This window comes from Enterovibrio makurazakiensis (genome assembly GCF_050336585.1).
In the GTDB taxonomy this organism is placed as follows: Bacteria; Pseudomonadota; Gammaproteobacteria; order Enterobacterales; family Vibrionaceae; genus Enterovibrio; species Enterovibrio gelatinilyticus.
Window position 1 is genome coordinate 41630 of the sequence record NZ_JAKJSE010000023.1, and the last position, 21068, is coordinate 62697.

The 21068-nt window shown below is 46.7% G+C and carries 23 protein-coding genes; 17 read left to right on the plus strand and 6 right to left on the minus strand.

The genetic code is table 11. From position 1 onward, the window contains the following. Positions 1-69 precede the first annotated feature (69 nt). Positions 70-675 (plus strand): TetR/AcrR family transcriptional regulator, encoded by a 606-nt coding sequence (locus L4D06_RS17755; RefSeq protein WP_429740582.1) that lies wholly within the window; start codon positions 70-72, stop codon positions 673-675. Between the two features lie 88 nt (positions 676-763). On the opposite strand, the gene L4D06_RS17760 is transcribed toward L4D06_RS17755, so the two are convergent. Then, positions 764-1249, minus strand: coding sequence for an acyl-CoA thioesterase (locus tag L4D06_RS17760; protein WP_274166816.1), 486 nt, complete (start codon positions 1247-1249; stop codon positions 764-766). Positions 1250-1506: 257 nt separating this feature from the next. Between L4D06_RS17760 and L4D06_RS17765 the strand changes: the two genes are divergently transcribed. Together L4D06_RS17765 and L4D06_RS17770 are read left to right on the plus strand one after the other, a co-directional pair. Beyond that, positions 1507-2223 carry an RluA family pseudouridine synthase gene (locus L4D06_RS17765; RefSeq protein ID WP_429740583.1) on the plus strand — a complete coding sequence of 239 codons (717 nt, stop codon included), beginning with the start codon at positions 1507-1509 and terminating at the stop codon, positions 2221-2223. Between the two features lie 20 nt (positions 2224-2243). Next, the gene (locus L4D06_RS17770; protein ID WP_429740584.1) at positions 2244-2948 is read left to right on the plus strand and encodes a class I SAM-dependent DNA methyltransferase; all 705 of its coding nucleotides are present in this window, start codon (positions 2244-2246) and stop codon (positions 2946-2948) included. Between the two features lie 88 nt (positions 2949-3036). On the opposite strand, the gene L4D06_RS17775 is transcribed toward L4D06_RS17770, so the two are convergent. Then, positions 3037-3777 carry a sporulation protein gene (locus L4D06_RS17775; RefSeq protein WP_429740585.1) on the minus strand — a complete coding sequence of 247 codons (741 nt, stop codon included), beginning with the start codon at positions 3775-3777 and terminating at the stop codon, positions 3037-3039. Positions 3778-3928: 151 nt separating this feature from the next. Then, positions 3929-4708: a tRNA isopentenyl-2-thiomethyl-A-37 hydroxylase MiaE gene (gene miaE, locus L4D06_RS17780; RefSeq protein WP_429740586.1), complete on the minus strand. Its 780-nt coding sequence runs from the start codon at positions 4706-4708 to the stop codon at positions 3929-3931. A gap of 130 nt (positions 4709-4838) precedes the next feature. Here miaE and L4D06_RS17785 point away from each other — a divergent pair, with 130 nt between their 5' ends. From L4D06_RS17785 to L4D06_RS17795, 3 genes are all read left to right on the plus strand, one after another. After that, on the plus strand, positions 4839-5156 hold the full coding sequence (locus tag L4D06_RS17785) for a hypothetical protein (RefSeq protein WP_274166468.1): 318 nt from the start codon (positions 4839-4841) through the stop codon (positions 5154-5156). Between the two features lie 22 nt (positions 5157-5178). Beyond that, complete coding sequence (locus tag L4D06_RS17790; RefSeq protein WP_429740587.1) at positions 5179-5868, plus strand: helix-turn-helix transcriptional regulator; 690 nt, start codon at positions 5179-5181, stop codon at positions 5866-5868. Between the two features lie 111 nt (positions 5869-5979). Then, positions 5980-6507, plus strand: a complete 528-nt coding sequence (locus tag L4D06_RS17795; RefSeq protein ID WP_429740588.1) for a fasciclin domain-containing protein — start codon at positions 5980-5982, stop codon at positions 6505-6507. A gap of 117 nt (positions 6508-6624) precedes the next feature. Here the strand turns inward: L4D06_RS17795 and L4D06_RS17800 are convergent, their stop codons facing one another. Next, a complete protein-coding gene (locus tag L4D06_RS17800) occupies positions 6625-8376 on the minus strand; it encodes a SulP family inorganic anion transporter (protein ID WP_429740589.1) in 1752 nt (583 codons plus the stop codon). A 359-nt stretch (positions 8377-8735) separates the two neighbouring features. Then, positions 8736-11864 (minus strand): ribonuclease E, encoded by a 3129-nt coding sequence (rne, locus tag L4D06_RS17805; protein ID WP_429740621.1) that lies wholly within the window; start codon positions 11862-11864, stop codon positions 8736-8738. Between the two features lie 68 nt (positions 11865-11932). On the opposite strand from rne, the gene L4D06_RS17810 reads away from it, so the two are divergent. The 3 genes from L4D06_RS17810 to L4D06_RS17820 all read left to right on the plus strand — a co-directional run bounded on the left by L4D06_RS17810 (position 11933) and on the right by L4D06_RS17820 (position 13972). Then, the gene (locus tag L4D06_RS17810) at positions 11933-12124 is read left to right on the plus strand and encodes a hypothetical protein (protein WP_429740590.1); all 192 of its coding nucleotides are present in this window, start codon (positions 11933-11935) and stop codon (positions 12122-12124) included. Positions 12125-12384: 260 nt separating this feature from the next. Then, complete coding sequence (gene rluC, locus L4D06_RS17815; protein ID WP_429740591.1) at positions 12385-13341, plus strand: 23S rRNA pseudouridine(955/2504/2580) synthase RluC; 957 nt, start codon at positions 12385-12387, stop codon at positions 13339-13341. Beyond that, positions 13331-13972 carry an HAD family hydrolase gene (locus tag L4D06_RS17820; RefSeq protein ID WP_429740592.1) on the plus strand — a complete coding sequence of 214 codons (642 nt, stop codon included), beginning with the start codon at positions 13331-13333 and terminating at the stop codon, positions 13970-13972. Before rluC ends, L4D06_RS17820 begins: the two co-directional genes overlap by 11 nt. Positions 13973-14041: 69 nt before the next feature. On the opposite strand, the gene L4D06_RS17825 is transcribed toward L4D06_RS17820, so the two are convergent. Beyond that, positions 14042-14626 carry a Maf family protein gene (locus L4D06_RS17825; protein WP_429740593.1) on the minus strand — a complete coding sequence of 195 codons (585 nt, stop codon included), beginning with the start codon at positions 14624-14626 and terminating at the stop codon, positions 14042-14044. Positions 14627-14861: 235 nt separating this feature from the next. Here L4D06_RS17825 and yceD point away from each other — a divergent pair, with 235 nt between their 5' ends. The 8 genes from yceD (at position 14862) to fabF (ending at position 21037) form a co-directional block, all read left to right on the plus strand. Further along, positions 14862-15392, plus strand: coding sequence for a 23S rRNA accumulation protein YceD (gene yceD, locus L4D06_RS17830; protein ID WP_274166475.1), 531 nt, complete (start codon positions 14862-14864; stop codon positions 15390-15392). A gap of 5 nt (positions 15393-15397) precedes the next feature. Continuing rightward, positions 15398-15568 carry a 50S ribosomal protein L32 gene (rpmF, locus tag L4D06_RS17835; RefSeq protein ID WP_016961383.1) on the plus strand — a complete coding sequence of 57 codons (171 nt, stop codon included), beginning with the start codon at positions 15398-15400 and terminating at the stop codon, positions 15566-15568. Between the two features lie 9 nt (positions 15569-15577). Continuing rightward, positions 15578-16603, plus strand: coding sequence for a phosphate acyltransferase PlsX (gene plsX, locus L4D06_RS17840; RefSeq protein WP_274166476.1), 1026 nt, complete (start codon positions 15578-15580; stop codon positions 16601-16603). 5 nt (positions 16604-16608) lie between these two features. Beyond that, the gene (locus L4D06_RS17845; RefSeq protein WP_274166477.1) at positions 16609-17574 is read left to right on the plus strand and encodes a beta-ketoacyl-ACP synthase III; all 966 of its coding nucleotides are present in this window, start codon (positions 16609-16611) and stop codon (positions 17572-17574) included. A 14-nt stretch (positions 17575-17588) separates the two neighbouring features. Then, positions 17589-18512, plus strand: coding sequence for an ACP S-malonyltransferase (fabD, locus tag L4D06_RS17850; RefSeq protein ID WP_274166478.1), 924 nt, complete (start codon positions 17589-17591; stop codon positions 18510-18512). Between the two features lie 59 nt (positions 18513-18571). Next, positions 18572-19306, plus strand: coding sequence for a 3-oxoacyl-ACP reductase FabG (gene fabG / locus L4D06_RS17855; protein ID WP_274166479.1), 735 nt, complete (start codon positions 18572-18574; stop codon positions 19304-19306). Between the two features lie 157 nt (positions 19307-19463). After that, the gene (gene acpP / locus L4D06_RS17860; protein WP_007467184.1) at positions 19464-19700 is read left to right on the plus strand and encodes an acyl carrier protein; all 237 of its coding nucleotides are present in this window, start codon (positions 19464-19466) and stop codon (positions 19698-19700) included. 98 nt (positions 19701-19798) lie between these two features. Then, entirely contained in the window at positions 19799-21037 is a 1239-nt protein-coding gene (gene fabF, locus L4D06_RS17865; RefSeq protein WP_274166480.1) for a beta-ketoacyl-ACP synthase II, read from the plus strand. Positions 21038-21068 lie beyond the last annotated feature (31 nt).

The window sequence follows — 21068 nt, forward strand, 5'->3', positions numbered from 1 at the left end:
TTAAATACTAAGTGGTACATTAATTGTCTCGAGTTAGTGTGTCAACAATAAAATACCAAGCGGTATCAAATGGAAAATCAAACCACTGTGAAAGCGTCAAGAGGACGACCAAAAACCCTTAATCGCGACCATATCCTTGATGTAGCCATGTCTGCTTACTGGAGGCAGGGAGCAAAAGGCGTTTCTATCAATGAAATCTGTAAATTGGCGCAAGTCTCTAAACCGGGTCTATATCGAGAGTTTGATAACGAAGATGGATTGATGAAAGCAGCGCTAAAGGTCTACTTGGAGACATTGCTTTTGCCAATGCTAAAAGAGTTAGGCCATAAACCAGTTTTCAAAGACGTGCTTGATGATCTTGCTGAGTTTGCCGTTGAAGAGCGATGTGAATTGCCTGCTGGTTGCATGATGGTAAAAATGAATGAGGTGAAGCATTTACTAGGTGAGAGCACGCAATTAGCACTTGAACAAGCGCATCAGCAATTTCTAGGTTTTATTGAACAGCGCGTGGAGCAAGCCAGACAAGTTGGCGAGATGCCAAGCACGATGTCGAATCAGCTTGCGGCTGTTTATATCGATGCTCAACTCACCGCAGCGTTGGCGCAGCGAGCGAGAGGAGATGCACCAGAAAAGGTGAGAGATGTGCTCAAGCTGGCATTCTCTGTTTTTAAATAGCGCGATGCTGTTTGAGTGTTGAGTTGAATCGACGACAAAGAATAAAGGCCGCATCCGCGGCCTTTTGAGTTTTGGCATCGCGCTGGGGTTATTTATACAATTTCACATGCGCTTCCATTTCTTCGCCAATCTGTTTTCGCATGTTCATCAAGCGAATCGCTGATTGCTCTAATTCTTTGTCTTCATCGGTTTCGGGTACCCATTTTGGAATGGGTGTTGTTTTGCCGTTTTCATCGACAGCAACCATGATGACAATACAGTGTGTAGTGAGGCGGTTCTTTAGTTCTTTCGGGTCACTCGCTTGTACATCAATGGCAATGTGCATGGAGGAATTACCGGTATAAATAACTTTTGCACTCACTTCGACCAAATTACCAACATGGATTGGCGCAACAAAGCGAATACCACCTGCGTAGGCAGTAATACAGTACTTTCCGCTCCAACCTGCGGCACACGCGTAGGCTGCAAGGTCGATCCACTTCATCGCCGCCCCGCCGTGTACTTTGCCGCCAAAATTTACATCACTCGGCTCTGCAAGAAAGCGTAATGTTATGTCTCGTTGTTTTGCGCTCATCGTTATGATCCTTACTACGTGAATACCCTTATTTATAACAAACACATTAAAGGGATGTTGGGATTTTCTTTGTTTTTAGTGAATTTAACGCATAAATCATCCTTGGTGTGTTGAAATAGACAACAACGAAAAGCAGTGACTTGTGAACGGGTTAATTAATACATCGAATTGGATGCGATGCGTTTATGGAACAGTTATTATCGCCGCTTCGAATAACATGTTTATGATGTGCTTATCTCACCCTCGGAAATGAGTAAATGCCCCAAGAAGACTCACAAATGCATACCATCGTGGATAACTTTATTGCACCCGCCTGCGAGGGTGTCGTCGACATTCTTTATCAAGATGCGGATATCTTACTGATCAATAAACCGAGCGGTTTGTTCAGTCTTTCAGGGAAAAATCCGTTGAACTGGGATTCAGTGCATTACCGTTTAGTGAATGGACAAGAGGGGCATACACCTGCTTTTCCCCATGCCATTCTGCCGCATCGATTAGATTTCGGCACATCAGGTGTCATGGTTGTTGGCTTAAATGCAGCGTCTGGCCAGCACCTTAACAGGCAGTTCCAGGCGAGAACGATCCAAAAACGTTATGTTGCCATGTTAGAAGGCTGGGTATCCGATGATCTGGGCGAAGTGACTGCGCCAATTGCCAAAGATAAACTGCTTTTTCCGTGTGTGAAGGTTTGCTATGAAACCGGCAAATCGGCAACCAGCCATTATAAAGTGATAAAGCGATTGGATAACCCACGCCGAACTTTGGTGCTGTATACACCAGTCACCGGACGCACTCATCAGTTGCGCATTCACAGCCAAAGCATAGGGCATCCGATTCTTGGCTGTGATTTATATAAAAACGGGCAGAGTGAACAGTTGGCAGATCGGCTTCAACTTCATGCGAGTGATTTGTTCTTCGAACATCCAGTAAGTGGTGAAGCAATGCATGCGGAATGCCCCTGTGCATTTGAGTAAAACAGTAATCGGTAAACGTGATGTCTGAAATGTACACAAAGCATGCAACGAAGTATGCAGAAGCGGTAAAAAACAATATTTACAATGCGATGCTGGAACGACCATCAACGTTGGCCTTATTAGACTGCGTAAAGGGTAAGGATGTTATTGATATTGGTTGCGGCCCCGGTGCCTATGCAGAATGGTTTTTACAACAATCTGTAAAGAGCCTTGTCTGCACGGATTTATCGGAAGAGATGGTTGCGCTGGTTAACGATAGGTTCGGCGATCAAATGCGCGCCTATACTCAAGACATCTCGCTAGGCTTGCCTTTGGAGTCGGATGAGAGCGCAGATGTAATCGTATGTCCGCTGGTGTTGCACTACGTGGAAGATTTAGTGCCTGTGTTTGAAGCGGTATTTCGCGTATTAAAGCGAGGCGGCTATATGGTGTTTTCAACCCATCACCCGTTTGCCGATTTTGAGTGCTCTCCGTCAGGTAATTATTTCAGCCGTGAACAGATAGAAGAAGAATGGAACACGGTTGGTGTGCCAGTTAAGGTTCATTTTTATCGACGCTCTCTTACTGAGATTTGCAGCGCGGTAACCTCGGCAGGATTAGTTATTTCCCATATCTCTGAGGGAAACGTTGAAGAAAGCGCCAAAGCAATATCGGAATCTACGTATAACCATTTAAAAAACAACCCCAACTTCATCTTTCTGAGGTGCGAGAAAGCGCACTCATAAATAGATTTAAGTTGCCTACCTGACGGCGAAGCTAACGAAAAAAGCCTGCAACGCAGGCTTTTCAATTTGGTCGTTTGTGGTGTAGAGCTTAAGCTCTTAGCGTTGCAGCCAATGCTTGCTCAACTTCACCTTGTGACGCATCACGTGAAATTGTGAATGAACGGAACATGTCGCCACGGCCTAGGGCGCGGTCAATTTCTGCCAAGCAGTGGATTCGACTACCATCAAGGATGAATGAAAGTTCGATTTCACGACGGTTAAACAGGCCACTGTTTTGGAATTCTAGTTCCTGATAACAACCTGATTGCGAAGAAAACCCATCGCCACGCAGATGACCTTTTTCTACATCGGCTTTCACCATGCTAAAACCTTCACGCTCCAACACATCCAGCGCACGTTGAACGGCTGGAAGTGGGCGAATTTCAAGATAATCTCGATCACTTGGGTCTATGGCAAATTCAATGTCTAGAGTGGTCTCTACCCAGACATGGCACTTATTTGAACGCGCATTCACTGCAGTGATTGGCGTTTCTTGGTGAGGAACCAATTCAAAAGGAACAACCTTTTCTTCCCCAGGTTGGATAACGAACTGATCGTTGGCTTGTAGTGAACCAAGCACGAATGTTTGATAGCTAACACCAGAGTCCGATTCTACCTTTACTTCTGTGCAAAGCTTTAGCGTGATAGCGTCTACCTGCTGTTCAATGTCTCCACCTTTAATGAGAACGACGCCCTTGAGCGTCTCTCCTTGATAGACAGACTCATTGTGCAAAAGTGTGTCTACGGTGGCAGCGCCAATGCCCAGCGACGCTTTGAGTTTCTTGAACATGTTAATCCTTGTTATGTGTCAAACCTATGTTTCTGTTTACACAACCATCTGGGTTTTCGCAAGCAACAACCTTGATACAGGTATCGGTTTGCGCAAAATTCCGAGAGATCGCCGATGATTTTGATTTTTCCTGCTGGATCTTTGAATGTAGCTAGGCAGCCTTGGTTGGTGTGCCGCTATGAAAACGAAACAGGTCATCGGGTGCTTGAATGAGTTCAGCCTCTCTTTCGCCAATATGACGAATGCGATCACTGATGTCTTCACCGGCTATGCTGGCTGCCAATTGAAGGTAGTCTTGGTAATGGCGCGCTTCTGAGCGTAGTAACGAGATATAAAACTTTCGCAATTCCTCATCCAAATACGGAGCCACCTTAGCGAATCGTTCACAAGAACGCGCTTCGATATAGGCACCAACAATCAACTTATCAATCAAGGTTGCAGGCTCATGCGTACGAACAGATGACATGAGCCCTTTGGCATAGCGGCCTGCGGGCAGAGATAAATACGGCATGTCGCGCTTATCCATGATCTCAATAACTTGTTCAAAGTGGTGAAACTCTTCTTTAATCAAGCGAACCATTTTGTCGATCAGTTCTTGCCCGTGTTCAAAGCCAGCTTTTGGGGTTAGCGGGGCGCTTAGGCCATTTTTTTTGCCGTTGAACAGGCCATTTCGCTGACGCTTGTATACAAAGTCTTCATATGGCTTTGACCAAGCGAGTAAGAGCGAGCCGCTGTCACTATCAATGGCGTATTTACGGATTAACCACATCGCCGTTTGGCTGGCTTTCAGCTCGCAGTTTGCATGGTCGCGAAGCAGGATGGTTTCATTTTCTGGCTTTATAGCCTCATCGACCCAAGCTTGTGGGGTATCGCAATGTAAGAAGCCACGAACGGGCTCAAGAAGGCTTTCTAGTTCTTGGTTTAATGACATGGGTCGGGTCTTGTTATCCTTTGAAGGTCTTGATTATACAAGTGATGTGATGTGTGACAAACACTCCTGACATGTTCTGTCAGTAGGTGGCAGTAAGCTTCTCTCAACCCAAACAAAAGGAGAGAGTACCATGGAAAACGTTGTTGAAACCGTTCGCTTTAAATTGGTAGAAGGCACAGACATTCAGGCATTTGTTGTGGCTGCAGAAAAGACAGAGTCGTTCATTCGTGATTTTGAAGGATTTCAGTATCGCTCGTTGAGCTACAATGCTGACTCGCAACTTTGGACGGATATTGTTTATTGGGCATCCATGGAAAACGCTGTTGCCGCTTCAGAGCAGTTTATGTCGTTTGAAGCTGCACAACAGCTGGTGGCATTTATTGACCCTACGTCGCTTGTCATGGCGCACGATTACGTCAAAATGAGTGTATGCAGTTCTACGATGTAAATCTGATTGATAGGAAGAGTGAATGAGTAAATCGGAGCGTTTGTTTGAGCTGTTGACCCTGTTGCGCTCAAAGCGTTACGCGGTGACAGCGAAAGCACTGTCAGAAGAGCTAGGTGTCAGCGAACGCACGATTTACCGAGATGTCCAATCTCTGCTGTTATCAGGTGTCCCTATTGAGGGTGAAGCAGGGGTTGGGTATTTGCTTGGTAAGGGATCTCATCTCCCGCCATTGATGTTCACCGAAGAAGAAATGTTGGCTGTCGAACTTGGTATGAGAATGGTGAAGGCTTGGTCAGACAGGCAATTGGCGGCAGCTTCTCATTCAGCATCGAGAAAAATACATTCCATCTTACCAGAGCACATTCGCGCCCAAATTGAAACGTTCCCCATTGAAGTGCCGGCATTTCATGTCGGCAGTGAAAGTGCTGATCGCAATGAATTATTGCGGGAGGCAACGGCGCAGTTTAAGAAAATCCAAATTCATTACGAAACGGGTGAAGGCATTGTGTCTGATAGGGTGGTACAACCGCTTGGGCAAGTCTATTGGGGAAAGGTTTGGACCTTAGTGGCGTGGTGCGAACTGAGGAATGACTACCGAAGCTTTCGCATCGATCGCATCCTGCGAGTTGATTCGTTAGCGGATACGTTTACTACACACAACGAGAAATCTTTTCAGCATTATTTAGCCGCAAGCTACGGCTGTGAGAAATAACTTTATTGCGTAAGGTAAACCATTTCAAAAATCACTCCGTAATGACTTTTCGCTGATCAGCTAAATCGAGCAAACGCTCTCACCTTTAATATATGGAATAGGAGAAATCATATGATTTCTACGAACTTCGTGTCCTCTCTAAAATCAGCAATCATTTCTTTACTCGTCATGTTCACACTAACTGCCTGCAGCGCTCAAGCCAAACACCATGAGGAGATGCACGAGAAACCGAAACAAAACATCGTTGAAATAGCCGCAGGAAATCCAGATTTCAGTACGCTAGTCGCTGCAGTTAAAGCGGCTGGCCTTGTCGAAACGCTTCAAGGGAAAGGGCCATTTACCGTCTTCGCCCCGACGAACGAAGCATTTGCAAAGTTACCAGCAGGGACCGTGGAAAGCCTTTTACAACCAGCAAACAAAGATCAGCTTGTCGCGATTCTTACGTATCACGTAGTGCCAGGGAAAGTGATGGCAAAAGACGTGGTAGATCTGACTGAGGCAACGACCGCGCAAGGAAGTATGATCTCTATCGATACCGCGAACGGCGTGAAAGTCGATAACGCCAATGTGGTCGCGACAGATATCGAAGCATCAAACGGCGTTATTCACGTGATTGATAGCGTGATTATTCCCAACTAAAACAGAGCTTACTTCCCCATGAAAGAATGGGTTGTAGCCGCGGACCAAAACAAGAAAGCGAGCCATTGGCTCGCTTTTTTTTACGGAGAACCCAAATTGGGTGTCAGACAGCGGGGGTTATCCCAATAGGTCGTCTGCCACTTTGTAGTTTGGATCTTCAATGTGGTTGATTTCAACCAAGCTGCCTGCCTTCGTTAGCAGCGCTCTACAGTCATGTGACAAATGGCGAAGGTGCAGTGTTTTTCCTGCCTTGTTGTAGCGGTCTGCCAAGGTATCAATGGCTTCAATGGCTGAATGGTCAGCGACTCGCGACTTACCAAAATCAACGATAACGTCATCTGGGTCGTTTTGTGCGTCAAACAATTCAAGGAAGTTGGCGACTGAACCAAAGAACAGTGGGCCATTCACTTCATAGACTTTAGAGCCTTCTTCGTTGGTGTGGCTTGATGCGTAGATATGCTTAGCGTGTTCCCAAGCAAAGATCAGTGCAGAAACAATCACACCCACAATCACAGCGATAGCCAAGTCAGTCATAACCGTTACGACAGTCACGAGGACAATGACGAAGAAATCTTGTTTTGGAACACGGCGTGCAAGCTTGAAGGTTGCCCACTCAAACGTACCAATAACGACCATGAACATCACACCAACCAATGCTGCTAGTGGGATCATCTCAATGAGTGATGATGTGAACAAGATGAAGCAGAGTAGGGCAATGGCAGCAACAATACCTGATAAGCGGCCACGACCACCTGAGTTTACATTGATCATTGATTGACCAATCATGGCACAGCCACCCATTGCACCGAACACAGAACAGGTAACGTTTGCAACACCTTGACCTACACATTCGCGGTTACCGCGACCACGTGTACCAGTCATCTCATCAATAACGGTCAGTGTTAGTAGCGACTCGATGAGACCGACAGCAGCAAGAATCAGCGCATAAGGCAGGATGATGTAAATGGTTTCTAGGTTAAACGGCACCGAAGGGAATGAAAACGTTGGTAGCGTACCCGCTAGCGTTGCGTTCTCATCACCACTCATTGCGCGGAGGAAGTCGACCACGTTACGTGTATCCAAGTCCAACATCACAACAGCGACTGTTACACCAACAATCGCAACCAGCGATGAAGGGACTGACGTGGTCAGTTTCGGCAGGAAGTGAATAATTGCCATGGTTGCTATCACCAACCCTGACATTATCGCCATCTCACTACCCCAAAAATTCACAATGGAGTCGAAAGACACGGTTTGACCTAGTAGTCCTGGTGAATATTTGACTAGTAAATAAATCGCAAAGACAACGATCGGGACTGGTAGTGTCCTCATGATGTTGTCGTGTTGTTTGAAAGAAAAAACAGCTGCAGCAATAACTGCAACAATAGAAAGTAGCGAAACCAAACCTTCCATACCCGGTAACCATACCATCTCACCAAACTCGTTTGGTGCTCTGAACTGCCCTAGCTGTGCAAGGAAGATAACGATAGCAAGACCGTTAACAAAGCCAATCATCACAGGGTGCGGAACCATGCGGATAAATTTACCTAGCTTGAATACACCTGCAGAGACCTGAATGAGACCGGCAAGCATCACTGCGGCAAAGAGGTATTGGATACCGTGCTGAGCGACTAGGCTGACCATAACCACTGCCATTGCACCTGTAGCCCCGGAGATCATGCCAGGACGACCACCAAGAATGGAAGTGAGTAGACCCATAATAAAGGCGGCATAAAGACCAACCATAGGGTCGACACCAGCGACAAATGCAAAGGCGACTGCTTCTGGCACTAAGGCGAGTGCAACTGTCAGTCCCGACAGTACGTCGTTCTTGATTGAGTGTTGGGGGAATTTAGGAAATTCAAACATCGTGTCGGATTACTTCTTAAATATTAGTTAAAAGGCTGTCGCCAAAAAGGGAATCTGTGCCATCACATGCCGCAGACAAAAAGCGCTTGCGGATACTACCTAAAAGTGTGATTTTGTTCAATGTTAGTAGCTAATTTGTAAATATGCATGACGATAACTTCATTGAATGAACAATACGTTGGCGTTGTTGTTGTCACAGTATGAATAACGCGATTTATGGCTGGTAAAACACCCTGTCTGTGTAGTCTGAACATACAAGGCAATCACTAACGAAACACCGACCTTTGTTCGGCAATCCAAATCGTAGAAATAAAAAAAGAGCCATGACATGCATGGCTCTTTCTCTTCAAACCTTGTGCTTAGTAGCTAGGTTTGGTTGCAGGTGCGGTTGCGCGACTTGTCGCGACATCACTGCCTGCTTGTTTAGTTTGCACGTGCTCGTTGCGGAAATCTGCTATTGCCACTTCCATCGCTGATGCTGTGCTTTCTGGTGCAGGAGCTTTTGCCATTGGCGCAGCAACTTGACGGTAGCGAATTACTGGCGTTTCAACTGCCTTAGCGGGTTGAACAGCTGGAATTTCACTTGCTTCCATCACACCTTTTACATCGGCTTCTGGGGCAGATGCCTCAACAGGCGCTTCAGTTGTTTCGACGACAGTGTCTACAACCTCTGTCGCTGCGACTTCTTCAACGACAACGTCTTGAGCGACAACTTCTGGTTGCGCTTCAATTGGTGCGTTAACAGCAACAGGCAACTCTTCGTTCAGGGTATCAGTACCTTCTGACTTGGCTTTCTCTTCCAACACGCTTGGTGCTGCACGGCGAGGGAATACTTTACCCATTGCCATTTCAGGGAAAGCAACACCGCCGAGTGAAGGTTTGTCTTCTGCCACAACGTGTTCAGTTTTTGGTGCTTCAACAACAGTTTCAACAACCGCTTCAGCAACAACAGGAGCTTTGATAGCAGTCTTAGACGGCCATACTTTACCCATTGCCATTTCAGGAGAAGCAACGCCTGACTTCAATACCACTTGATTGCGTTTTTCAACAACAGAAACGACAGTTTCCATCATATCCAATTGGTCAAGAGCGTGTTCAGTTGAGGTGTTCTCGTTCTCTTCACGGTTGCTACGACGACGGCGTTGACCGCTAGCGCGCAGGTGACGAGGTGAGCGGCGATTACGACGCTTCTCGTCGCGTTGTTCAGTATCGTCCGATGCCTCTGCTGATTTTGCCAATTTTGGTACTTGTACTTGTACTTCTGCTTTCGCTTCGGTGGCAACAGCCTGGCCCATTTCAGCTAGCGGGTTGGCAGAAACAACTTCGGTTTCTTGCGCAGCATCTGAGACACGAACTTTCTTGTTAAGCTTGCGGCGTTGACGGCGTTGTTTCACTTTCTCCGTCTTTTCCACTTTTTCTTGCTTAACAACCGGTGCCGCTTCTTCTTTCACAGGTTTCGCCACTTTCGCTGGCTGACGCTGTTCTGCCTTCTCTACTTTCTCGACAGGCTTGCGTGTTTGTTTCTTCGCAGGCTTCTCTAGACGTTCTGTGTTGGCATTGCGCTCTGTGTTTTCAGGACGATCACGGTTGTTACGACGTGGTTTTCTGTTGTCGTTGCGTTCATTACGCTCGTTGCGTTCGCCGCGCTCATTGTTACGACCATTTTCGTCACGCTGATTATTGCGAGAACCACGACGAGTGCGATCTTGTGAGCGCTTGTGGTCACGACGATTACGATCTTCACGCACAGACTCTTTCGGTTTCACTTCTTCTTCAGTTTTGCCCGCAAAGAGGCCTGAGACGAATGAAACTAGGCGTGAGAATAACCCTGGTGCCGCATCTGCTGGTTTGGCAGCAGGCTTGGCTTGTTGCGGAGGCATTGGTGATGCTGGTGCAGTGAAGCTCTGAAGAGCAGGCTCTTCACGTTTCTTAACGATACGTTCTGCGGGAGCATCTTCTTTGCTCTCTGCTTCACGAATGGCTTCTAGTTGCTGTGGAAGCTCGTAAGACAGCGTTGTGTTTTCATCACCACCACGAACACGTACTACTTCAAAGTGCGGCGTTTCCATGTTGGCGTTAGGAACCACGATAACGCGTACGTTATGGTACTTCTCTACGTGCTGAACAGAACGACGCTTTTCATTCAGAAGGTAAGAGGCAACAGGAACAGGAACAATCGCCATGACTTGCGACGTGTTCTCTTTCAGTGCTTCTTCTTCAATTAAACGAAGGATAGACAGCGACAGTGATTCGTTATCACGCACAACACCCGTACCTGTACAACGAGGACAGATATGGTGGCTTGCTTCAGCCAAAGATGGGCTCAAGCGTTGGCGAGACATTTCTAGCAGACCAAAGCGAGAAATACGACCGATCTGGACGCGTGCACGATCCATACGAACCGCTTCACGAAGACGGTTTTCAACTTCACGTTGGTGACGAACTGGCGTCATATCGATGAAGTCGATAACAACGAGGCCACCAAGGTCACGTAGACGCAATTGACGTGCAATCTCATCTGCTGCTTCAAGGTTGGTTTGCAGCGCGGTTTCTTCGATATCTGAACCCTTTGTTGCACGAGCAGAGTTGATGTCGATAGAGGTTAGTGCTTCCGTTGGGTCAATAACAATTGAACCGCCTGATGGCAAACGAACTTCACGTTGGAACGCAGATTCAATCTGGCTCTCGATTTGGTAGTGGCTGAAAAGCGGTACTTCGCCTTCATAGTATTTAACACGCTGCAGGAAATCAGGACGTGTTGCCTGAATACGCTCACGAGCTTGGTTATATACTTTTTCGCTATCGATCAGCACTTCACCAATATCACGGCGAAGGTAATCGCGGAATGCGCGAGCGATAACATCACTTTCTTGGTAGATCAGGAATGGTGAAACTTTCGTTTCTGCTGCACCCTGGATACGTTCCCAGTTGTTCAACAGGTACTTCAAGTCCCACTCGAGTTCTTCTGCAGATTTACCTACGCCAGCAGTGCGAACGATCAGACCCATGCCTTGTGGCAGAGTTAGACCAGACATTGCTTCTTTAAGTTGGCTGCGCTCTTCACCTTCGATGCGACGAGAAATACCGCCAGCACGAGGGTTATTAGGCATAAGAACCAAGTAGCTACCCGCAAGAGAAATGAAAGTGGTCAGGGCTGCGCCTTTGTTACCACGTTCTTCTTTATCAACCTGGACAATCACTTCTTGGCCTTCTTTCAACACTTCTTTAATGTTGGGACGGCCTTGATAGCTGTAGTTGTCTGGGAAATATTCGCGAGCAATTTCTTTAAGAGGAAGGAAGCCGTGACGCTCTGAACCGTAGTCTACAAATGCTGCTTCAAGACTGGGTTCAATGCGGGTAATACGACCTTTATAGATGTTTGCTTTCTTCGATTCATGACCAGAGCTTTCGATATCTAGATCGTATAAGCGCTGACCGTCAACCAATGCGACGCGCAACTCTTCTTTTTGAGTTGCGTTGATCAACATTCTTTTCATATCAAATTTTTCTCGATTATTTGTTGTTATTAGTTGTCGGATACGAGACAGAAAACGCAATGCTGCCAGGTCCCAAGTCTGACATTAATGCAACCTCACGGCTGGAAAATCAGGGACGCTCTAGGGCACTACTCATCGACCCACTGACGCGGAAATCAGAAATCACTCCGCCTTATCCAGTCGGCTCTTCGCCACAAATGGCGATAGTCTCTTTGACACTGGTTATTTATCCCGTCGTGCCAACAAACTAACGGGTGCTTTATTCCTCATGTCTTACGCCAATTGCTGCATGATTAAGACGTACTGAACTCTCAGCGAATCTGTTACTACTTTGAGATAGTGCCGTGAATAGTCATTCGTCTTGGAAAAAGCGGTAAAAATTTACTCTATTTGTCGACTTTTTAGTCGTGGCGTGCAAAAAAGCTGCTAACTTTCCTGCATTACGGCGCAACTATAACAGGGTCACTTTTTTGCAGCAAACTACTTTGATGCAATGTAGAATCGAACCCCTATGAATACAGATAAACCAAAAGTGCAATTCATCGACATTTCAGATGACATTGCTGGCCAACGGATCGATAACTTTCTCCGAAATTGGCTTAAAAACGTCCCTAAAAGTATGATTTATCGCGTTCTTCGCAAGGGAGAGGTGCGAGTTAACAAAAAACGCATAAAACCGGAATATAAGCTCCAGCCGGGTGATGTGATTCGTCTTCCTCCGATCAAGATCCCAGAGGTGGCGCAGGCTGCGGCACCTAATACCAAGCTGGATCGCGTGGCAGAGCTAGAAAAATGTGTGATTTATGAAGACGATCACATGCTTGTTCTGAATAAACCATCAGGAACTGCGGTTCACGGTGGAAGTGGGCTGCATTTCGGTGCAATCGAGGCCATGCGTGCGCTTCGTCCTGATGCGCGCTTTCTTGAATTGGTACATCGAATTGACCGAGACACGTCTGGTATCTTGCTGATCGCCAAAAAACGCTCGGCTTTGCGTCATCTTCAAGCGCAGTTTCGCGAGAAGACGGTACAAAAATATTACTTTGCGTTGGGCATGGGCAAGTGGAAACCAAGCATGCGCAAGGTGACGGCTCCTTTGCTGAAAAATGAAGTGAACAGCATCGTTCGTGTTAACCCGAATGGCAAAGCGTCTGAAACCCGCTTTAAGATTCTGGAACAGTTCGATCAGGCAACCTTAGTGCAAGCGAGCCCGATAACAGGACGCACTCATCAAATTAGGGTTCACGCTCAATACGTGGGGCATCCACTTGCTTGGGATGACCGCTATGGTGATCCGCGCTTTGATGCTTACACGAAGAAGTTTGGGTTGAACCGTTTGTTCCTTCATGCCGCGAATATCAAATTCACGCATCCAGGTACTGAAGAGGTGATGGATATTTCAGCCCCTTTGGATAAACAATTAGAGCGAACCTTGGAAGGTTTAAGGAAACTGCCACGTGTTAACTAACTACAAGTTAGTGATATTTGATTGGGACGGTACGGTGATGGACTCCATTGCACGTATTGTTTCAAGCTTGGATGAGGCTGCCCGTTTAACGGGCGGCTTACCAGAGTTGTCATTTGACGAACTTAAGCAAATGATTGGGCTTAGCTTGGATAAGGGCTACACCTATCTGTATCCAGATGCGCCGCTTGAAAAGCGTGATGTTTGGAAAAAGCACTACGGCGAACAGTTTCGAGAACTCAATACCACACCTCATAAGTTATATGATGGTGTGATGGAGGCACTAACGGCTTTGAAAGCGCGCGGGCATCTATTGAGTGTTGCGACAGGAAAATCTCGCCCTGGTCTTGATCGTGCCATTCAAGAAACGAAGACTGACCACCTTTTTGTTGCTACTCGAACCGCAGATCAAACGGCCTCTAAGCCGGATCCTCTCATGATCCTTTCTATATTAGATGAGCTAAACATTGCGCCACATGAAGCGGTAATGGTGGGGGATACGTCACATGACATGCTGCTCGCTAAAAATGCAGGTGTTGATGCGATTGGCGTCACTTGGGGGGTTCACGATGAGGGTGTGTTATCTGATTATGCACCGGTAGCCGTGATTGCATCTTTAGATGCGCTTGTCTGAATCGTTATCTTCTTTATATAGACAATAAAATACACATAACAAAAGGGCGTTCAAACGCCCTTTTGCTTTTTATAGAACAGCCTTTCCTTCTGCGCGTAACATTTCACACAGTCGTATTAAAGGTAAGCCCACCAACGTATTGGGATCTCTGCCTTCTAGTTTTTCAAACAGCGCAATCCCCAAACTCTCACATTTAAAGCTTCCTGCGCAATCTAAGGGCTGCTCGCGAGTGATATAGCGTTCAATTTCGGCAAGCGTTAATTGGCGAAAGTGTACATGAAACGGTTCAACATCCGTTTGAACGTTATTGGTTGCAGCGTTGAGTAGTGTAAGCCCTGTATAAAAGGTGACATGCTGACCTGATGCTAGCGATAGTTGCTCGATAGCACGTTCATGTGTGTGTGGCTTACCGAGGATCCTTCCGTTGATCACACAAACTTGATCGGATCCTATGATCAAGGCATCAGGATGTGCATTTCGACAGGCTTGAGCTTTTTCCCGTGATAGTCGTTTGACCAATTCGGTGGGGCATTCATCATCAAATGGTGTTTCGTCAATGTCAGGAGAATGAGATTTGAAAGGGAAATCGAGTTTTTGTAGCAACATCTGGCGGTATTTAGACCCAGATGCCAGTACGACTGTTTGATTATTCATCTATCGATGCACCATAGTCAGATTATTCGTATACGGGGGTTAGTGTAATGTTTTACACTTGCGTAGGCGAGTGGGCTTGAGTGTTTCTGCCCATTCTGTATTTAATTTCGCTAAGTACCTGTTGTTCAGAAATTAACCTATATCTGAAAGGTTGTAGCTTTAGAGCCAACGATCTGGAAGTTAAGGTATAAATTTCTTTGACTCAGGATGCTTTGGAGGCTAGAATTCGCGCCCTATGCAGAAGGTAAAGCTACCACTGACGGTTGATCCGTTTAAAAGTGCGCAAAAGAGGCTGGACTACGATGGCATCATCGCAGTTAAGCAGATGGAGCGTCTTTCTGAGGCAACTGAAGGTGTAATCGGTGATGCTGATGTGAAGCTTTCGTTCGACATTGATGCTCAAGGTTTAAAGATTGTAAGCGGTCACGCTAAGGTCGATGTTAATCTTGAATGTCAGCGTTGTTGGAAGTCTTTCCCATATCACTGTGATATCGAATTTATTTACAGCCCGGTTTTCAATGAAGATCAGGTTGGCAATTTACCGGAAGCTTATGAGCCGGCATTAGTCGACGAAAATGGTGAGATAAACCTGCTTCAAATCATCGAAGATGAGTTGATGGTGGCTTTGCCACAGGTTGCCATGCACGATGAGGTTGACTGCGAAGTCAACGCTGATGGCATGGTCTTCGGGGAAATCCCGCTTGCTGATGAGCGTCCGAATCCATTTGCCGTTTTGAAAAACTTAAAGCAAAGTAACGAGGAGTAGGGTCCATGGCCGTACAAAAGAGCAAGAAATCACGTTCAATGCGTGGTATGCGTCGTTCACACGATGCGCTAACTACTAGTGCATTGTCTGTAGATGCAACTTCTGGTGAAACTCACCTGCGTCACAACGTGACTGCTGACGGTTTCTACCGTGGCCGCAAGGTAATCAACAAGTAAGGTTGAGCCTTGTCTGGTCTAACCATTGCACTTGATGCGATGGGTGGGGACTTCGGTCCCCAGATAACAGTGCCTGCCTCCGTGCAGGCATTGTTGCATTTCCCTTCGTTAAAAGTCGTACTCGTCGGTGATCATGCTGAGATCACCCGCCAGCTCGTATTGCTGGGTCATAATAACGCCTCCCGCATATCAATTGTTCATGCGGAATCTTCTATCGCCAATGACACACGTCCTTCGCAAGCGCTTCGGTCAAGCAAAGGTTCTTCTATGCGTGTGGCCCTTGAACTTGTTGCCGAAGGCAAAGCTGATGCTTGTGTCAGTGCTGGTAACACTGGTGCCTTGATGGCACTCTCCCGAATGCTACTAAAACTGCTTCCTGGTATCGACAGGCCTGCTTTGATCTCTGAGCTTCCGACGCTAGGAGACCATAAAAGTTGGTTACTCGATTTAGGCGCGAATGTATCAGTAGATGCTGATACGTTATTTCAGTTTGCTGTGATGGGTGCCGTACTCGCTGAAGAAGAGTTAGGTCGCCAACCATCAGTGGCATTGCTGAACATCGGTGAGGAAGAAATTAAAGGGAACGATTTGGTTAAACGCTGTTCAGAAATGCTGCAACAGTGTTCTGCGGTTAATTACATCGGCTATGTAGAGGGTGACCAACTCTATACAGGAAAAGCCGACGTGATTGTCTGCGATGGATTCGTCGGTAATGTCAGCCTCAAAACCAGTGAAGGTGTCGCGAGATTATTTTTAGAAAGTCTAAAAATGCATATACTCGAGAACCCGTTTAAGAAACTGGTGGCTAAATGGCTATTTGGCAGTCTATTTAAATCGCTAAATAACCTGAACCCCGACCAGTACAATGGTGCAAGTCTGTTAGGATTGCGCGGCATTGTAGTGAAAAGCCACGGACGTGCTGATACATCCGCTTTCCAACACGCTATCGGAGAAGCGGTACACGAAGTCGAACGGCAAATCCCTAAAAAGATATGTGACCGTTTGGAAGCCGTACTACTCGAGAGGCATTATTAGTCTTCATGTTCAGTAAGATTTTAGGCACAGGCAGTTATTTGCCTGCGCAAATCCGCTCAAATGCGGATCTCGAAAAAATGGTTGATACCAGTGATGAGTGGATCATGGCTCGCACTGGTATTAAAGAGCGTCGTATCGCTGCTGAAGACGAAACAGTGGCGACGATGGGTTATCACGCTGCTTGTCGAGCCATTGAAATGGCACAGATTGACAAGCAAGACATTGACTTAATTATCTTTGCGACCACCAGTGGCGAAAACGCATTTCCTGCAGCGGCTTGTGATGTACAAGCTATGTTGGAGATTAGCGGTTGCCCTGCGTTTGATATTGCTGCGGCATGTTCAGGGTTTGTTTATGCCCTCAGCGTGGCAGATCAATACGTGAAATCTGGCATGGCGCGTAACGCACTCGTGATTGGTGCAGATCGTCTATCGCATAAATGTGATCCAGAAGATCGTTCGACCATCATTCTGTTTGGTGACGGTGCGGGTGCGGCAGTGGTGAGTGCCAGTGAAGAACCTGGAATTATTTCAACGCACCTTCGCGCTGACGGTAAGTTTGGCGAGTTGCTGAAACTTAAATTTCCTGAGCGTGCTGGCGCCAATAGTCCTGTCGCGCAAGATGCATGGCTAGAAATGGCTGGCAATGATGTGTTTAAAGTTGCTGTTACCCAACTTGCTAACATCGTGTCGGAAACACTTGATGCGAATCATATGGATAAGTCAGAGATTGATTGGTTAGTTCCACATCAAGCTAACTTCCGCATTATTAAAGCTACCGCTAAGAAACTCGCGATGTCGATGGATCAGGTAGTGATTACCCTAGATAGACACGGCAATACGTCTGCCGCCTCTGTCCCTACTGCGCTCGATGAGGCAGTGAGAGATGGACGCATTCAACGCGGTCAAACGATTTTGCTGGAGGCCTTTGGTGGTGGTTTCGCCTGGGGCTCTGCTCTGATTAAGTTTTAAAAAGGAATATATCTATGTCTAACTTTGCTGTGGTTTTCCCAGGTCAAGGTTCACAAACTGTGGGCATGTTGGCAGAACTGGGTGAACAATTTGATGTAGTAAAACAAACGTTTTCAGAAGCATCTGACGTGTTGGGTTACGATCTTTGGGCACTTGTTCAAAATGGTCCAGACACTGACCTTAATCAAACACATCGTACGCAACCTGCACTATTGAGTGCGTCTGTTGCTATCTGGCGTGTTTGGCAAGAACAAGGTGGTGCTCAGCCATCAGTTATGGCTGGTCATAGCTTGGGTGAGTATTCGGCGCTTGTATGTGCGGGCGTTATCGATTTCAAAGAAGCAGTCAAATTGGTTGAGCTTCGTGGTCAATTAATGCAAGAAGCTGTGCCTGCTGGTGTCGGCGCGATGTCAGCCATTATTGGCCTTGATAATGATGCGATTGCAAAAGCGTGTGAAGAAGCTGCTCAGGGAGAAGTCGTTTCTCCAGTTAACTTCAATTCACCAGGCCAAGTTGTGATTGCGGGTAATAAAGAAGCAGTAGAGCGTGCAAACGTATTGTGTAAAGAAGCGGGTGCAAAACGTGCTCTTCCTTTACCTGTTTCTGTGCCTTCTCACTGCGCATTGATGAAACCAGCAGCAGATAAATTGGCAATTGCACTTGAGAATATCGTGTTTTCTGCGCCATCTATTCCTGTGATTAATAACGCGGATGTGGCAACTGAGACTGATTCTGCTGCAATTAAGAGCGCATTGGTTCGCCAGCTTTATGGTCCTGTTCGTTGGACAGAAAGTGTAGAGAAGATGGCAAGCGAAGGTGTTGAGCTGCTATTGGAAATGGGCCCAGGTAAAGTATTGACAGGCCTAGCAAAACGTATTGACCGCAACTTGAGTGCAGCGGCAGTAAACGATTCAGCATCGCTGGAAGCGGCGAAATAATTTCTGGGAATTGCGGACAGCAATAAAAGCTGGCAGCTGTTATAAAGGAACGAAAACTCATGAACCTGAACGGAAAAATTGCTCTTGTAACCGGCGCAAGCCGCGGTATTGGCCGTGCTATCGCAGAACTTCTTGTTGAACGAGGTGCGACAGTAGTAGGCACTGCCACTTCTGAGAGCGGTGCCGCAGCAATCAGTGATTATCTGGGTGAAAATGGCAAAGGTTTCGCACTGAACGTGACATCAGCAGAGTCTGTTGATGCTGTACTGAAATCGATTAAAGAAGAGTTTGGCGACATTGATATCCTGGTAAATAACGCAGGTATTACGCGTGATAACCTTCTGATGCGAATGAAAGATGACGAGTGGCAGGACATCATGGACACCAACTTAACGTCTATCTTCCGCATGTCGAAAGCAGTAATGCGTGCAATGATGAAAAAACGTCATGGCCGTATTATCAACGTGGGCTCTGTTGTTGGCACAATGGGCAATGCAGGACAGGCGAATTACGCAGCAGCAAAAGCTGGAGTTGTGGGCTTCACCAAATCTCTGGCACGAGAAGTTGCATCACGCGGAATTACCGTAAATACTGTTGCTCCAGGTTTCATCGAAACCGATATGACAAAAGCGCTGAACGATGATCAGCGTGCAGCAACACTTTCTCAAGTACCTGCTGGACGATTGGGTGATCCACGTGAAATTGCTGCGACCGTCGCTTTCTTAGCGTCAGGTGATGCAGCATATATCACAGGTGAGACACTTCATGTTAACGGCGGCATGTACATGATTTAAACATTAAAGTTGCAACACGAAATGATACAGGTCAAACTCCGGCTGTTTATCGAGCATATCGTGGTTTGACCAGCATATAGGGTGTTGCAACTTCCACATTATTGAATAAACTACTGCACATATCGCATCTGCGAATCTTGTAAGGAATAGTATTAATATGAGCAACATCGAAGAACGCGTTAAAAAAATCATCGTTGAGCAACTAGGCGTAGACGAAGCTGAAGTTAAAAACGAAGCATCTTTCGTTGACGATCTGGGTGCAGATTCACTTGACACTGTTGAGTTGGTAATGGCTCTGGAAGAAGAATTCGATACAGAGATCCCAGACGAAGAAGCAGAGAAGATCACTACCGTCCAAGCAGCGATTGACTACGTTGTAGGCGCGTCTGAGTAATCAGAACAAGATCCTTCCAGGCGGTCACTATGACCGCCTGAGTTTTTTCTAAGACCCCGAAAATTTCAAATTACACCTTTTCTCCGGAGAATATCATCGTGTCTAAGCGTCGTGTTGTTGTCACTGGCATGGGGATGTTATCACCTGTAGGTAACACCGTTGAATCTTCTTGGAAAGCCTTGCTGGCAGGCCAAAGCGGAATTCAAACCATCCAACATTTCGATACCACTGGTTTCGCAACCCAATTTGCTGGGATGGTGAATGATTTCAACTGTGAAGATTACATCTCTAAGAAAGATGCCAAGAAAATGGATTTATTTATCCAATATGGTATCGCTGCAAGTGTGCAAGCATTTGAAGATTCTGGTTTGGAAGTCACAGAAGAGAATGCAGAGCGTATTGGTGTAGCTATTGGCTCTGGTATTGGTGGCCTCGGACTTATTGAGTCAAACCACCGTGCGTATGTCGAAAAAGGCCCACGCAAAATTAGCCCATTTTTTGTACCGTCGACCATCGTGAATATGATCGCCGGTCATGTTTCAATTAACTACGGTCTTCGCGGTCCAAACATCGCGATTTCGACTGCTTGTACGACTGGCCTTCATAACATCGGTCACGCGGCACGTATGATTGCATACGGCGATGCGGACGCTATGGTGGCAGGTGGTGCAGAAAAAGCATCAACTGAGCTTGGTATCGGTGGTTTTGCAGCAGCAAAAGCACTGTCAACTCGTAACGATGACCCACAAGCTGCTTCGCGCCCTTGGGATAAAGACCGTGACGGTTTTGTTCTGGGTGATGGTGCAGGCGTCATGGTTCTTGAAGAATACGAGTTTGCTAAAGCGCGCGGCGCGAAAATCTACTGTGAGCTAGTTGGCTTCGGTATGAGTGGCGACGCCTACCACATGACCTCGCCAAGTGCAGACGGCTCTGGTGGTGCATTGGCAATGAAAGCGGCAATCCGCGATGCTGGCATTACACCTGAAGACATTGGTTATGTTAACGCACACGGCACCTCGACGCCGGCTGGTGACGTTGCTGAAACCAAAGGCATTCGTTTGGCTATGGGTGCTGCTGCTGACAAAACCATGGTGTCTTCGACCAAGTCGATGACTGGTCACTTGTTGGGTGCTGCAGGTTCTGCTGAATCTATCTTCACCATCATGTCATTGGTTGATCAAGCGGTACCGCCAACAATTAACCTTGATAACGTTGATGAAGGTTGTGACCTTGATTACGTTCCTCACGAAGCGCGTCAAGTGAGCATGGAGTACGCTCTGTGTAACTCTTTCGGCTTCGGCGGCACGAATGGCTCGTTAATCTTCAAAAAAATGTAAGTTTTTTGATAGAATAGAACGGCTCGATAGT

Bases quoted from the DNA above. Each gene is read 5' to 3' on its own strand.
- L4D06_RS17765 (WP_429740583.1), top strand. From the start codon at position 1,507: ATGCCCCAAGAAGACTCACAAATGCATACCATCGTGGATAACTTTATT.
- L4D06_RS17755 (WP_429740582.1), top strand. From the start codon at position 70: ATGGAAAATCAAACCACTGTGAAAGCGTCAAGAGGACGACCAAAAACC.
- L4D06_RS17800 (WP_429740589.1), bottom strand. From the start codon at position 8,376: ATGTTTGAATTTCCTAAATTCCCCCAACACTCAATCAAGAACGACGTA.
- miaE (WP_429740586.1), bottom strand. From the start codon at position 4,708: ATGTCATTAAACCAAGAACTAGAAAGCCTTCTTGAGCCCGTTCGTGGC.
- L4D06_RS17825 (WP_429740593.1), bottom strand. From the start codon at position 14,626: ATGAATAATCAAACAGTCGTACTGGCATCTGGGTCTAAATACCGCCAG.
- L4D06_RS17770 (WP_429740584.1), top strand. From the start codon at position 2,244: ATGTCTGAAATGTACACAAAGCATGCAACGAAGTATGCAGAAGCGGTA.
- L4D06_RS17775 (WP_429740585.1), bottom strand. From the start codon at position 3,777: ATGTTCAAGAAACTCAAAGCGTCGCTGGGCATTGGCGCTGCCACCGTA.
- yceD (WP_274166475.1), top strand. From the start codon at position 14,862: ATGCAGAAGGTAAAGCTACCACTGACGGTTGATCCGTTTAAAAGTGCG.
- L4D06_RS17845 (WP_274166477.1), top strand. From the start codon at position 16,609: ATGTTCAGTAAGATTTTAGGCACAGGCAGTTATTTGCCTGCGCAAATC.
- fabD (WP_274166478.1), top strand. From the start codon at position 17,589: ATGTCTAACTTTGCTGTGGTTTTCCCAGGTCAAGGTTCACAAACTGTG.
- L4D06_RS17785 (WP_274166468.1), top strand. From the start codon at position 4,839: ATGGAAAACGTTGTTGAAACCGTTCGCTTTAAATTGGTAGAAGGCACA.
- L4D06_RS17810 (WP_429740590.1), top strand. From the start codon at position 11,933: ATGCTGCCAGGTCCCAAGTCTGACATTAATGCAACCTCACGGCTGGAA.
- rpmF (WP_016961383.1), top strand. From the start codon at position 15,398: ATGGCCGTACAAAAGAGCAAGAAATCACGTTCAATGCGTGGTATGCGT.
- fabG (WP_274166479.1), top strand. From the start codon at position 18,572: ATGAACCTGAACGGAAAAATTGCTCTTGTAACCGGCGCAAGCCGCGGT.
- rne (WP_429740621.1), bottom strand. From the start codon at position 11,864: ATGTTGATCAACGCAACTCAAAAAGAAGAGTTGCGCGTCGCATTGGTT.
- acpP (WP_007467184.1), top strand. From the start codon at position 19,464: ATGAGCAACATCGAAGAACGCGTTAAAAAAATCATCGTTGAGCAACTA.
- L4D06_RS17760 (WP_274166816.1), bottom strand. From the start codon at position 1,249: ATGAGCGCAAAACAACGAGACATAACATTACGCTTTCTTGCAGAGCCG.
- L4D06_RS17790 (WP_429740587.1), top strand. From the start codon at position 5,179: ATGAGTAAATCGGAGCGTTTGTTTGAGCTGTTGACCCTGTTGCGCTCA.
- rluC (WP_429740591.1), top strand. From the start codon at position 12,385: ATGAATACAGATAAACCAAAAGTGCAATTCATCGACATTTCAGATGAC.
- L4D06_RS17795 (WP_429740588.1), top strand. From the start codon at position 5,980: ATGATTTCTACGAACTTCGTGTCCTCTCTAAAATCAGCAATCATTTCT.